Below are 12,688 nucleotides of genomic sequence, written 5' to 3' on the forward strand. Positions count from 1 at the left end.
GCTCAGGTCAGGAAAACGGGCTGCTGGTCCGCGGGCATCCCGGCGAGTTCGGCGGGCGTCAGACGCGCATAGACCTCCACCAGCGTGCCATCCGGATCGGTCAGCCACAGCTCGTGCAGCGGCGTGCCCTTCCAGGTCGTGCGAGGCGGTTTGACGACGGGCATGCCCGCTGCAACCGCGCGGTGGTAGGCCTCGATCACGGCGGACCGGGTTTCGACACCGACGCCCAGGTGATAGAGCGTGTCGTGGTGCAGTTCCTCGCCGTCCGACACCACCAGCACGAAATTCAGATTCAGATCCGCGCGTATGAAAGTGGCATAGCGATGCGTCCACTCCTTGGGCCAGATACCGAGCAGCCAGGCGTAGAAGCGGGCACTCCTGGCGAGGTCCGCGACCCGAATGCTGGAGTGCCACTCGCGCCCCTCCGGGCCCGCGCCGAGACCGCGCAGCGCAGCCAGCACCCGCATCCGCTCCCGAATCTGATCGCGGGCGACGCGGAACGCTTCGAGTGCTTTCTCGCGATCACCAGCCGGATCGACGCGGGCCGGATCGGTGATGGGCCAGTGCAGGCGCTTCACCTTGCCGGGCAGGACGGGGCAGACCTCGTCGGCACAGAGCGTGACGACCAGATCGAAGCTCGCGGCATCGAGGTCGCTCACCGCCTTCGAGCGATGACGGCTGATGTCGATACCCCGCTCTGCCATCGCGGTGACGGCGAGCGGATCGAGCTGCGAGGGCATCGACCCTGCGCTGACCACATCGACGTCGCCGCCGAAGATATTCCGGGCGAGCCCTTCCGCCATCTGGCTGCGGGCGGAATTGGCGACGCAGAGAAAAAGAATCCTGTTGAAGGTCATCGAGGTCGTCCTCGGAACGGCGTCACGGCGCTTTCAATGCTTCAGATCGGGTGTCGCGTCCTTGGGCGCGGATTGCCGGTGCTTTGAAAAGCCACGCAAACATCAGCGTTGCGGCGGCGGCACCGGCAAACTGGGCGACGATGAACGTCGGAACGTCCTGCGGTCGTACGCCCGCAAAAGTATTCGTCAACGAGCGGGCGATCGTGACCGCAGGATTGGCGAATGACGTCGAAGCGGTGAACCAGTAGGCGCCGACGATGTAGGCGGCCACCGCATAGGGCACCGCCTCGGCCCGGTGCCGCACGCCGCTGAGGATGACCATGAGGAGCCCGAAGCTCGCGACGACCTCGCTCCATGCCAGCGCCATGCCCGGCCGTGCCTTTACCGAGAACTGGAACACCGTCTCGCCGAACATCAGGTGCGCCGCCCACACCCCGACGACGCCGCCGATGATCTGCGCGACGACGTAGGGCGGCACCTCGCGCCAGGGCATCAAGCGCATCACCGCCAGCGAAAGCGTGACCAGGGGATTGAACTGTGCGCCCGAGATCGGCCCGAAGGTCAGGATCAATGCGATCAGGCCACCACCCGTGGCAACGGAGTTTGCGAGCAGGGCCAAGGCCAGGTTTCCAGCCGCCAGGCGCTCTCCCATGATTCCGGAGCCGACGACCACCGCGAGCAGCATCGCGGTTCCCAGGCCTTCAGCGACGGCGCGTCGAGCCAGCGTCATGGGAAGGAACTCATGGAGTTCGCCTCGAAAGACTCAATTGCACTCGTCGGGACCACAGGCACTCCCGGCGCAGCAGTTTTCAGTGAGGTAATCGATCAGGCCCCGCATCGCCTTGAAGTCCGGCGCGTAGATGACGAATCGCCCTTCCTGCCGCGACTTCAGCAGGCCGGCGCTGGTCAGTTCCTTCAGATGGAAGGAGAGCGCGCTGGGCGCTACCTTCAGGCGCTCCGCGATCTCGCCGGCCGCCATGCCCTCCGGGCCCTTCTGCACCAGCAGGCGGAACACCGCGAGGCGCGAAGCCTGCGCGAGCGCGTAGAGACGGGAGACGGCGAGTTCGCTTTTCACGTTTCAATAATCGTTGAATCATTGAACCTCGTCAACGACCCGTGAAGCGCGCGCGAACCTTCCCCGCCATCACCCCATCATCACCACCGCACGCGCCCCGCCGCCGCTCGTCATCAGCGTGAAGGCTTCGTTGATGTCGGCCAGCGGAATCTGGTGCGTGACGATCTCGTCGAGTCTCAGATCCCCGCTGCGATACCACTCGATCATCCGCGGGATGTCGCGGCGCGGCGAACTCGCGCCGTAGAGCGAGCCCTTCAGCGATTTGTCCTGCAGGAAGCCACTCGCACGGATGCCGACCTCGTCGGTGATCTTCGGCGCGCCGACCGCCACCGCAGTGCCGGATGGACGAACCATGTTGAACACCTGTGCGATCGTGTCGGTGCGACCGATGCACTCGAAGCCGTAGTGCACGCCGCCGCCGGACAGTTTCTTGACCAGCTTCACGACGTCGCCGCCGGAGGGATCGACCTCGTCGGTGGCGCCGAGCCTGACGGCCAATGCGCGACGCGACGCGACGGGATCCACCGCGATGATCTGGCGCGCGCCCGCGATGCGCGCGGCCTGGATCACGGCCAGGCCCACGCCGCCGCAACCCAGCACCGCGACGGTGGTTCCGCGTTCGACTTTCGCGGTGTTCATCACCGCGCCGACGCCGGTCATGATGCCGCAGCCGAGGACGCAGACCGCTTCGAGCGGCACGCCGGGGTCAACCTTGACCAGCGCCCCGGCCGGCACGACCGCCTGCTCGGCGAAGCCTGCGATGCCGCAGAGCTGGTAGACGATCTCGCCGCGACGGCTCAGGCGCGAGGTGCCGTCGAGCATCGTGGCGTTGATGAACATCGGGGCCATCTGCGTGCAGAGATAGGGCTTGGATTCCACGCAGAACTCGCAGACCCCGCAGTGCGGCGACGGTCCCGCGACGACGTGATCGCCCTTCTTCACGTTCTCCACGCCAGGACCGACGGCTTCGACGATGCCGGCCATCTCGTGCCCCAGCACCGAAGGAACCGGCGCCTTCAGGATGCCGTGCATGCAGGAATAGTCGCTGTGGCAGACCCCGCAGGCCTTCACGCGGATCAGGGCTTCGCCCGCGCGAGGCCCTTCGATATCGATGTTCTGAACACTCAGGGCGCTGCCGATGGCGTCGAGGATGGCGGCTCGCATGGGTCTGTCTCCGGGTCGTGCGGGAGCGCCCTCTTCGAGGCGCTGTGTAACGCCGAGTATGTGCACAGGCCCGCGCGCGCCGGCAATGCGGGAGGACCATCGGGGGACGTATCCTGAAGCCCTGCTCCTTTCCCGCTCTGACGCAGCCGATGAGAATTCTCCTGGTCGAAGACGACGCCATGCTCGGCGAGGCCGTTCGCAAGGGCCTGGCCTTGCAGTCGCACGCGGTCGACTGGGCACGCGACGGCGAGGCCGCGGCCGAACACTGGCGCAGTGCCAACTACGACCTCGTGCTGCTCGACCTGGGCCTGCCGCGCCGCGATGGGCTGAGCGTGCTGCGCGACGCGCGACGCGACGGCCTGGAAACCCCGGTGCTGATCCTGACGGCGCGCGACGCGGTGAACGATCGCGTCGGCGGACTCGACGCCGGCGCCGACGACTACCTGCTCAAGCCCTTCGATCTCGACGAACTCCTGGCGCGCGTGCGTGCGCTCGGGCGTCGACACGCCGGACGCGTGCAGTCGAAGGTCGAGCACCTCGATCTGGTGATCGATCTCGCCGACCGCACGGCGCAGTTCAAGGGCGAAGCGGTTGCGCTGACACGTCGCGAGTTCGCACTGCTGGGCGCGCTGATCGAACAGCCCGGTCGCGTGTGGACGCGCGAGCAACTGGTCGAACGCCTGTACGGCTGGAACGAGGAGATCGCGAGCAACGCGCTCGATGTCCACGTGCACGCGCTGCGGCGCAAGCTGTCGGCGGACTTCATCCGCAACGCGCGCGGTGTGGGCTACTACATCCCGAAGGACGCATGACGCGAACCTTCCTGCGCCGGCTGTTCGGGACCTCGCTGCAGCGGCGGCTGGTGCTCGCCCTGCTCGCGATCCTGCTCGTCGGCGGCGCCTTCGCGTCGCTGGGCCTGTACTGGCTGGCGATGCGTCAGCAGGGCGAGATCTTCGACGAGCGCCTGCGCGCGCTGTCGTTCAACCTGCCGGTCGAGGCGATGCTGGAGATGCCGCGCGGCGCCAACGACGAATCGGCCGACGGCATCGTCGTGCAGGTATGGCGCTCGGATGGAACTTTGCTGTGGACATCCGAAGCACGGCCCGCGCCGATCTCCACGCAGATCGGCATGTCGGACGTCTCGTACGGCGACGACCGCTGGCGCAGCTTCACGCGCATCGTCAGGCCCAGCGGACTCGTCCTGCAGGTGACGCAGGCGCTGGACGTCCGCGAGCGCCGCGCCGCCGCCGAGGCGCTGCGCCTGCTGGTGCCGCTGCTGGTGCTGGTGCCGGTGCTCGTGCTGCTCACCGGCGGCGTGGTCGCCAACCAGCTCGGTCCGCTGCGCAAGCTCGCGGCGCAGATGCAGCAGCGCGCGGCCCAGGACACCTCGCCGGTCGAACTGGATGACGCGCCGCGCGAACTCGAACCGGTGCTGAGTTCGCTCAACGACCTGTTGTCGCGCCAGGCGCGTGCGAGCCAGCGCCAGCGCGAATTCCTGGCCGACGTGGCGCACGAACTGCGCACACCGCTGGCGGCCGTGAGTCTGCAGGCGCAACGCGCCGGAATGGCCACCGACGACGCCGAGCGTCGCGAGGCACTCGATGCGCTGCACGGCGGCATCGAGCGCTCGACGCATCTGGTCGCCCAGCTCCTGAGCCTGGCACGCAGCGAATCGATTCCCGATGTGTCGATGGATCAGGCGGTACCGCTGGAACCGCTGCTGCGCGAGGTCGTCGCGCAACGCTTCCCGCTGGCGCAGGCACGCGGGCTGGACCTGGGCATCGCGGGTTCGCTGCCGGCCACCGTGCGCGGCGACGCCGAGGCGCTCACCAGCCTGATGGGGAATCTCGTCGACAACGCCATCGCCTACACACCGGCACCCGGTCGCATCGACGTCTCGCTCGTCGTCGAGGCGGGCGAAGCGGTGATCGTCGTCGAGGACACCGGGCCCGGGATCGATCCGGCGAGTCAGGCCACGATGTTCGAACGCTTCGTCCGCGGCGGATCAGGCGACGTCGCCGGCACCGGCCTTGGCCTTGCGATCGCGCACGGCGTCGTGCAGCGGCATCGCGGAAGCATCGAGCTGAACAATCGGACGGATCGCAGCGGGTTGCGGGCGATGGTGAGGTTGCCGATCGGATGAGCGATAGCAGCGCCCGGCATCCGTAGGGTGCGCTTCGCGCACGGAGCCGTTTCCAGCCGAGGCGACCGCGTGCGCGAAGCGCACCCTACGGGCTACGGGGTTCTCAAAATGCATTCCCCGATTCCCGGAACGTGCGGCGCGCGGCGTCCGTTCTCGCACCTTCTCCTGAAAACACCCGGGCACGGATCCTGATCCCGTTCCTCGTCCGGCGACGTTGCCGGCTCATCGAAAATACTTTCAAGGAACGAACGCTATGAACACTGACAAGGCAACGACCTCCGCCGCCGCCGACAAGGCCAAGGGTCGCGCCAACGAGGTGATCGGTACCGTCAAGGCCAAGGTCGGCAGCCTCACCGGCGACCGCGAGCTGGAAGCCAAGGGCCATGCGCAGAACGCGGAAGGCAAGGTCGACCGCGTAAAGGGCGAGATCAAGGAAAAGATCGACGACGCCAAGAACGTCGTGAAGGCCGGCGTCGAAGCGGTGAAGGACAAGGTCAACGAAGCCCGTCGTCCGTAGTCTCCGTGACGCGACGCGCAGCGCCGCGCGTCGTCACCGCTCGAAGCGAAACTCCGGCTGCTCCTGCAGCCGGAGTTTCCTTGCGTCAGGCGCTGGCAATACCGAATTCCGGCCGCCTCTGGTTTTCTTAATACAACGCTAAATCTTCGCCCGCAGCATGGATCCATGCCCGGCTTTCGCCCGGCACCGCAACCCGGCCCGCTGGCCGGCTAGAGGATCGTTCCATGCCCAGCCGCACGTCTTTCCGGACCTTCATCCGCACGCCTTTCGCCGCGGCCGTTCTTGCCGCCGCGCTCGCCGCTCCCGTAGGCGCCGTCGTTGCGCTCGGCGGCACGCAGTCCAGCGGCGTCACCGCCGTCGACCCGCATACCTCCGCGCCCGTCCCCGCCATCGCACTGCCGGACTTCGCGGCGCTGGCGCGCCAGTACGGCCCCGCCGTCGTGAACATCACCGTCACCGAGAACATGAAGACCTCGCTGCGCATGCCGCCTGGCTTTGGCGGAGGCAACGACGATTCGGATGACGACGACAGCGATAACGGCAACCCAGGTGTTCCGCCGTGGTTCCGCGGCATGCCGCCCGGTGCGCCGCAGGGTCCGATGCGCGGCCAGGGTTCCGGCTTCATCGTGAATGCCGACGGCATCATCCTGACCAATGCCCACGTCGTGGCCGATGCCAAGACCGTGACGGTCAAGCTCACCGACCATCGCGAGTTCGCGGCCAAGGTCATCGGCGTGGACACCACGAGCGATGTCGCCGTGCTGAAGATCGACGCCAAGGACCTGCCCACCGTGAAGATCGGCGACACCAGCCGCGTCTCGGTCGGCGAGTGGGTGGTGGCCATCGGTGCGCCGTTCGGCTTCGAGAACAGCGTCACGCAGGGCATCGTCAGCGCCAAGGGCCGCACGCTGCCCGACGGCTCGTACGTGCCGTTCCTGCAGACCGACGTGGCGATCAACCCGGGCAACTCGGGCGGACCGCTGTTCAATCTCGCCGGCGAGGTCGTCGGCATCAATTCGCAGATCTACTCGCGCAGCGGCGGCTACATGGGCGTGTCCTTCGCCATTCCGATCGACGTGGCGATGAACGTCAGCGAACAGTTGCAGTCCACCGGCCACGTGGCGCGCGGCCGCCTGGGTGTCACGGTGCAGCCGGTCAACGGCGCGTTCGCCAAGTCGTTCGGGCTGGACAAGCCGGAAGGCGCGCTGATCTCCGACGTGGATGACGACAGCCCGGCGGCCAAGGCCGGCCTGGAGAGCGGCGACGTGATCCTGAGCTTCAACGGCGACGCGATCCAGGATTCGTCCGAGCTGCCGGCGCGCGTCGCCGCGCTGAAGCCCGGCCAGAAGGCCACGATCGGCATCTGGCGCAACCGCAAGTCGAAGGACCTGACGGTCCAGGTCGGCGAGATGCAGGACCGCAAGGTCGCCAGCGCTGCCGACAAGGCGGTGCCGGCCGGCAAGCTGGGTCTGGCGCTGCGTCCGCTGGACAAGGCCGAGCAGCGCGAAGCCGACGCCGACGGCCTGCTGGTCGAGCGCGTGGCCGGCCCGGCCGCCGAAGCCGGCATCCAGCCGGGCGACATCGTGCTATCGGCCAACGGCGTATCGGTGAAGAGCGTCGAGCAGCTTCGCGAGCGCGTCGAGAAGGCCGACGGTTCGGTGGCGCTGCTGATCCAGCGCGACGGACATCGCCTGTTCGTGCCGGTCGACGCCGGATAAGCAGCGCGGCAAAGCGGGATAATCGCGACGGCGCCTTCCCCTGGGGGGCGCCGTCCGCGTATGTGGGGATTCGGGAGGAGATGGGAATGGGTGATTCACTGGCGAGCCTCGAGACCGAGGTGGCGCCTGCGGGAGCGTCCCGGCTGAAACGGTGGACGCCGTGGTTGCTGGGATTCGCTTTCGTTGCACTGGGCGCGCTGTGCTTCGAGGCGCTCAAGGACATGGCCACCGAGCTGCGCTACGAAGCCGTCGTCGACGCCATCCACGACACGGATTCGCTTCGCCTCGTGCTGGCGGGACTCGCCACGGCGCTCAGCTATTTCCTGCTGACCGGCTACGACTACTTCGCGCTGCGCTACGTCGGCGCCGTCGTGCCCTACCGCGTGGCCGGGCAGGCCGCGTTCATCGCCTACGCGCTGAGCAATTCGATCGGCCTGGGCGTGCTCACCGGCGGCGCCGTGCGTCTGCGGCTGTACGGCGCGGCAGGCATCGAGCCCGAGCGGGTCGGCCGCGCCATCGCGTTCAACGCGCTGTGCTTCGGGCTGGGCGTGGGCGTGGTGGGCGCCTTGTCGCTGATGTGGGCGGCTGATGCGGTGGCGCCCGCGATCCACGTGCCGGCCTGGCTGGTCCGCGGCGTGGCCGCCGCCTTTCTCGTGGCCATCGCCACGCTGGTCTGGATGTGCCGCAACGGCGGCGAGCGGCGCTTCCTGGGTCGCATCACGATCCAGGCACCCGCGCTGGCGCTGACGTTGCCGACCTTGCTGATCTCCGCATTCGATATCGCGGCGTCGGCGATGGTGCTGTGGGTGCTGCTGCCCGAGGGCTCGGTCGACTTCGCGCCGTTCCTGGCGTTCTACGCGGTGGCGGTCGTGCTGGGCATCCTCAGCCACCTGCCCGGCGGCATCGGCGTCTTCGAGGCGGTGATGCTGCTGGCGCTGGGCGGCGATGCTCCGCCCGAGGACCTGGCCGGCGCGCTGGTGCTGTACCGCGTCATCTACTACGTGCTGCCGCTGATGCTGGCGCTGGCCTGGCTGGTGATCCACGAACTGCGCCGCGCGCGCGAAACCGCGGTGGTGCGCGCGATGGTGGGCCTGACGCCCACCCTGATGGCAGCACTGACCTTGATCGTGGGCACGATGCTGCTGATGTCCGGCGTCACGCCCGCCACCGTCGAGGCCACGACCTTGCTGGCGCTGCACGTGCCGCTGCCGGTGGTCGAGGCCGCGCACTTCCTTGGCAGCATCGCGGGCCTGGCCATGCTGTTCGTGGCGCGCGGCATGATCCAGCGCATCGATGCGGCGTGGTGGGCCGGCGTGGCGCTGGGCCTGCTGAGCCTGGTGCTGGCACTGCCCAAGGGCATCGCGGTCAACGAGGCGCTGGTGCTGACCGGCTTCGTGGCCCTGCTCAGCGCGTCGCGACGCCAGTTCACGCGCCACGCCTCGCTGCTCGCGCAACCGTTCAGCACCGGCTGGACCGCCGCGATCGTGGCGATTCTCGCCACCGTGACCCTGCTGCTGTTCATGGTCTATCGCGACGTGCCGTACACGCAGGAGCTGTGGTGGGAGTTCGAGTTCGATGCGCACGCGCCGCGCTCCCTGCGCGCGCTGCTGGCGGTCGCACTGCTGGCGCTCGCGTTCGGCCTGCGCCAGTTGTTCCGTCCGGCGTCGCCGACCTTGCAGCAGGTCGATCGCGCCGCGCTGGACCGCGCGGCGCTGGTCGTCAGCGCGCAGGACAAGGCCGATGCGGGCCTGGCCCTGATGGGCGACAAGCAGCTGCTGTTCTCGGAATCCGGAAAAGCCTTCGTGATGTACGGACGCCGCGGCCGCTCCTGGGTGGGCCTGTTCGACCCCATCGGTCCGGAGAACGAAGTGCCGGAACTGATCTGGCGCTTCCTCGAGCAGGCGCGCGAAGCCGGCGGCCGCGCGTCGTTCTACCAGGTGCGGCCCGAGTACCTGCCGCACTACCTCGACGCCGGCCTGCGCCCGCTGAAGCTGGGCGAACACGCATCGGTCGACCTGCCCTCGTTCACGCTGAAGGGTTCGCGCCGTGCCAACCTGCGACAGGGCGTCAGCCGCGGCGAGCGCGAGGGCCTGACATTCGAAGTGATTCCCGCCGATGACTTGCGCAGCGTGATCGCCGAACTGCGCGCGGTATCGGATGCCTGGCTGCGCGAGCATCGCGCCGCCGAGAAGTCGTTCTCGCTGGGCGCCTTCGCCGAGAACTATGTGCTGCGCCAACCGGTGGCCATCACGCGTCACAACGGACGCCTCGTGGCGTTCGCGACATTGATGGTCACCGACCGCAAGATCGAGGCGAGCGTGGACCTGATGCGCCATCTTCCCGATGCGCCGAAGGGCACGATGGATTTCCTGTTCGTGAAAGTGATGCTGTATTTCCAGACCGAGAACTTCCAGCGTTTCGGCCTGGGCATGGCACCGCTGTCCGGCATGGTCGAGCACCCGCTGGCGCCGAACTGGCATCGCCTCGGAAGGCTGCTGTTCTCGCACGGCGAGCACTTCTACAACTTCCAGGGCCTGCGCGCGTTCAAGGAAAAGTTCGATCCGCAGTGGCAGCCGCGATACCTCGCGGCCCCCGGCGGCGTCGCTCCGCTGCTGGTGCTCGCGGACACCGCGGCGCTGATCAGCGGGGGATTGCGTTCGATGGTCAGCCGTCAGGAGACAGCCAAGCGATGAACGTCACGATGCGCTCCGCGCTTCGACGCACCGCGTTTTTCTTCGCGGGCCTGCTGATCGCGCATGCGGCGCCCGCGCAGCAGAAGCTCTCGCACGGCCTGTTCGACGACGTGGCGATCTACCGTCCACAGGGCGCTGCGACGGGCGCGGTGCTGCTGCTGTCCGGCGATGCGCCCTCGCCCACCGCCGGCAAGAGCGGCGATGGGTCTTCTGCGATGGCCGCGGCACTGGCCCAGGAAGGCGCGATGGTGGCGCTGATCGACATGGGCAAGCTGCGCGCGAACCTCGAGAAGGACGGCGGCGACTGCGTGTTCCCGGAAGGCGACTTCGAGAACCTCTCGCACTACATCCAGGGCTACGAGAAGCTGCCGACGTATCACACGCCGGTGATCGCGGGCATCGGCAACGGCGCCGCGCTGGCCTACACGATGCTCGCGCAGTCGGACCCCGGCACGTTCTCCGGCGGCCTGACCTTGGGCTTCAAGCCCGAGCTGGATCTGAAGAAGAAGCTGTGCGAAGGCGAAGGCACGCACATCAAGAGCCGCAAGGACGGCTCCGGCGTGAGCCTGCTGCCCTCTCCTGCCTTGTCGCTTCCGTGGATCGCGTTGCAGGACAAGCCTTCACTGACGGCGACGAAGGACTTCGCTCGTTCGATGACGAGCGTGGAAGTGGTATCGGTCGCGCAAGGCAAGCACGACCAGGTGCCGCCGCCCGACGAGCTGAGCCTGGTGCGCGCCGCGTATCGCCGCATCGGCGCCCACAAGCCCAGCGCACTGCCGCCTCCGCCGGTGCGGCTCGGTGACCTGCCGGTGATCGAGGTTCCGGCCACGGCGCCCGACGAAGGCGCCGGCGACCGCTTCGCGGTGCTGCTGTCGGGCGACGGCGGCTGGGCGGGACTGGACAAGGAAGTGGCCGGAGCGCTGGCCAAGCTCGGCGTGCCGGTGGTGGGCTTCGATTCGCTGCGCTACTTCTGGGACGCGCGCACGCCAGCCGGGCTGTCCGCGGACATCGACCGGCTGGTGCGCTACTACGCCTCGCACTGGAAGAAGCCGCGCGTGATCCTGATCGGCTACTCGCAGGGCGCCGACGTGCTGCCGTTCGCACTGAACCGCTTGCCGCCGGCGACCCGCGCGATGGTGTCGCGCACGGTGCTGATGGCGCTGGGCGAGAACGCCTCGTTCGAATTCCACCTGGGCAACTGGGTAGGTAGCGGCGACAACGATGCGCTGCCGATCGAACCCGAGACGCGGGCGCTCGATCCCGCGCACACCCTGTGCCTCTACGGCGCGGACGAACCGGAATCGCTGTGCTCGAAGTTGCCGCCGGGGCGCGTCGTCTCGGAGGCGCTGCCGGGGGGGCATCATTTCGACGGCGCTTACGATTCGCTGGCGGAGCGGATTCTGGGGCTGCAGCCGAAGCCCTGACGACGTAGCCCGGGTGAAACCCGGGAGCTTTTTCTTTCTGTCGAACGGGCCTGGAAACAAGAGAGGCGAGCGCAAAGGATCATTCAAAAACCTTTGCGCCTTTCCGTTTCCTTTGCCGTCGCTGCTTTAATCGCAGTTCCGTTGCGTTAGCCGTTGACTCGGACTCCGGGGCGACGTCCGGATCTATTCCGATAACCCGGCGGGAATCCCGGACTTCGTCCGGGCTACGGGTTGTCAGGTGATGCTTCGCCCGCTCACCAATCCGGCGATCGAAAAATAAAAGTTCGCATCGAAGCCGATCTAACGAAAACCTAACGCGCGACGGCTTGACGCGTTCCATCCCCCCGGCGCTAACATTCCGCGCCATGTACGTCGCCCTCGAAAAACTTCTCGACGGCTCGCAACTGGCCACGATCCGCAGCGCGCTCGCGAGCGCGTCTTTCAGCGAAGGCGCGTCCACGGCGGGCTGGTACGGGAAGTCCGTCAAGAAGAATCTGCAGGCGCAGCACGACGCCTGCTCGCGCATCGTCCACGAAGCGGCGCTCCGTCATCCGATGTTCCGCGCCGCCGCGCAACCGAACGTCATCCTGCCGCCACTGTTCTCGCGCTACGTGCCCGGAATGGAATACGGCGTCCACGTGGACGACGCCATCATGGGGGCCCAGGGCGCCGTGCGCGCGGACCTCGCGATGACGGTTTTTCTCAGTGATCCGTCCACGTACGACGGCGGCGAACTGGTGGTGGAACTGCACTCGGCGCCGCTCAAATTCAAGATGGCCGCCGGCGACGCGATCCTCTATCCCGCGACCTCGCTCCACCGCGTGGACCAGGTCACGCGCGGCGAGCGCTTGGTCAGCGTCCTGTGGATCCAGAGCCTGGTGCAGGAAGCCTCTCGGCGCGAGATCCTGTTCGACCTGTTCAACCTGCGGCGCAAGCTGTGGGAGCGGACCGGTCAGACCAAGACGCCGGAGTCGGACCTGGCGGCGCGGTCGTACGTGAACCTGATGCGGATGTGGGCGAAGCCCTGAAGCCCCCACCGTAGCCCGGGTGAAACCCGGGATTCCCCTCGTCAACAGGCAGGCATCCCGGGTTTCACC

11 protein-coding genes are annotated in these 12,688 nt (G+C 67.7%); 7 read left to right on the forward strand and 4 right to left on the reverse strand.

Translation table 11 applies throughout. The features are described from left to right. Positions 1-2: 2 nt before the first annotated feature. The 4 genes from DFR24_RS07765 to DFR24_RS07780 all read right to left on the reverse strand — a co-directional run bounded on the left by DFR24_RS07765 (position 3) and on the right by DFR24_RS07780 (position 3,096). Positions 3-857: an arsenate reductase/protein-tyrosine-phosphatase family protein gene (locus DFR24_RS07765; RefSeq protein ID WP_133880710.1), complete on the reverse strand. Its 855-nt coding sequence runs from the start codon at positions 855-857 to the stop codon at positions 3-5. A 22-nt stretch (positions 858-879) separates the two neighbouring features. After that, positions 880-1,587 carry an aquaporin gene (locus tag DFR24_RS07770; RefSeq protein WP_133880711.1) on the reverse strand — a complete coding sequence of 236 codons (708 nt, stop codon included), beginning with the start codon at positions 1,585-1,587 and terminating at the stop codon, positions 880-882. Positions 1,588-1,620: 33 nt separating this feature from the next. Then, complete coding sequence (locus DFR24_RS07775; protein ID WP_133880712.1) at positions 1,621-1,932, reverse strand: ArsR/SmtB family transcription factor; 312 nt, start codon at positions 1,930-1,932, stop codon at positions 1,621-1,623. Positions 1,933-2,001: 69 nt separating this feature from the next. Continuing rightward, positions 2,002-3,096, reverse strand: coding sequence for a zinc-binding dehydrogenase (locus DFR24_RS07780; protein ID WP_133880713.1), 1,095 nt, complete (start codon positions 3,094-3,096; stop codon positions 2,002-2,004). A gap of 149 nt (positions 3,097-3,245) precedes the next feature. Between DFR24_RS07780 and DFR24_RS07785 the strand changes: the two genes are divergently transcribed. From DFR24_RS07785 to DFR24_RS07815, 7 genes are all read left to right on the forward strand, one after another. Beyond that, complete coding sequence (locus DFR24_RS07785) at positions 3,246-3,908, forward strand: response regulator (RefSeq protein WP_133880714.1); 663 nt, start codon at positions 3,246-3,248, stop codon at positions 3,906-3,908. Continuing rightward, positions 3,905-5,239: a sensor histidine kinase gene (locus DFR24_RS07790; protein ID WP_133880715.1), complete on the forward strand. Its 1,335-nt coding sequence runs from the start codon at positions 3,905-3,907 to the stop codon at positions 5,237-5,239. The genes DFR24_RS07785 and DFR24_RS07790 overlap by 4 nt, the downstream gene beginning before the upstream one ends. Before the next feature lie 253 nt (positions 5,240-5,492). After that, positions 5,493-5,756, forward strand: a complete 264-nt coding sequence (locus tag DFR24_RS07795) for a CsbD family protein (RefSeq protein WP_133880716.1) — start codon at positions 5,493-5,495, stop codon at positions 5,754-5,756. 224 nt (positions 5,757-5,980) lie between these two features. After that, positions 5,981-7,474 carry a DegQ family serine endoprotease gene (locus tag DFR24_RS07800; protein WP_133880717.1) on the forward strand — a complete coding sequence of 498 codons (1,494 nt, stop codon included), beginning with the start codon at positions 5,981-5,983 and terminating at the stop codon, positions 7,472-7,474. Positions 7,475-7,560: 86 nt separating this feature from the next. Continuing rightward, complete coding sequence (gene mprF / locus DFR24_RS07805) at positions 7,561-10,167, forward strand: bifunctional lysylphosphatidylglycerol flippase/synthetase MprF (RefSeq protein ID WP_133880718.1); 2,607 nt, start codon at positions 7,561-7,563, stop codon at positions 10,165-10,167. After that, positions 10,164-11,591: a virulence factor family protein gene (locus DFR24_RS07810; RefSeq protein WP_133880719.1), complete on the forward strand. Its 1,428-nt coding sequence runs from the start codon at positions 10,164-10,166 to the stop codon at positions 11,589-11,591. Before mprF ends, DFR24_RS07810 begins: the two co-directional genes overlap by 4 nt. A gap of 365 nt (positions 11,592-11,956) precedes the next feature. Continuing rightward, positions 11,957-12,619 (forward strand): Fe2+-dependent dioxygenase, encoded by a 663-nt coding sequence (locus tag DFR24_RS07815; protein ID WP_133880720.1) that lies wholly within the window; start codon positions 11,957-11,959, stop codon positions 12,617-12,619. Positions 12,620-12,688: the final 69 nt, after the last annotated feature.

The sequence above is a fragment of the Panacagrimonas perspica genome (assembly GCF_004364935.1).
GTDB lineage: Bacteria > Pseudomonadota > Gammaproteobacteria > Nevskiales > Nevskiaceae > Panacagrimonas > Panacagrimonas perspica.

Bases quoted from the DNA above. Each gene is read 5' to 3' on its own strand.
- DFR24_RS07765 (WP_133880710.1), bottom strand. From the start codon at position 857: ATGACCTTCAACAGGATTCTTTTTCTCTGCGTCGCCAATTCCGCCCGC.
- DFR24_RS07770 (WP_133880711.1), bottom strand. From the start codon at position 1,587: ATGACGCTGGCTCGACGCGCCGTCGCTGAAGGCCTGGGAACCGCGATG.
- DFR24_RS07780 (WP_133880713.1), bottom strand. From the start codon at position 3,096: ATGCGAGCCGCCATCCTCGACGCCATCGGCAGCGCCCTGAGTGTTCAG.
- DFR24_RS07785 (WP_133880714.1), top strand. From the start codon at position 3,246: ATGAGAATTCTCCTGGTCGAAGACGACGCCATGCTCGGCGAGGCCGTT.
- DFR24_RS07790 (WP_133880715.1), top strand. From the start codon at position 3,905: ATGACGCGAACCTTCCTGCGCCGGCTGTTCGGGACCTCGCTGCAGCGG.
- DFR24_RS07795 (WP_133880716.1), top strand. From the start codon at position 5,493: ATGAACACTGACAAGGCAACGACCTCCGCCGCCGCCGACAAGGCCAAG.
- DFR24_RS07800 (WP_133880717.1), top strand. From the start codon at position 5,981: ATGCCCAGCCGCACGTCTTTCCGGACCTTCATCCGCACGCCTTTCGCC.
- mprF (WP_133880718.1), top strand. From the start codon at position 7,561: ATGGGTGATTCACTGGCGAGCCTCGAGACCGAGGTGGCGCCTGCGGGA.
- DFR24_RS07810 (WP_133880719.1), top strand. From the start codon at position 10,164: ATGAACGTCACGATGCGCTCCGCGCTTCGACGCACCGCGTTTTTCTTC.
- DFR24_RS07815 (WP_133880720.1), top strand. From the start codon at position 11,957: ATGTACGTCGCCCTCGAAAAACTTCTCGACGGCTCGCAACTGGCCACG.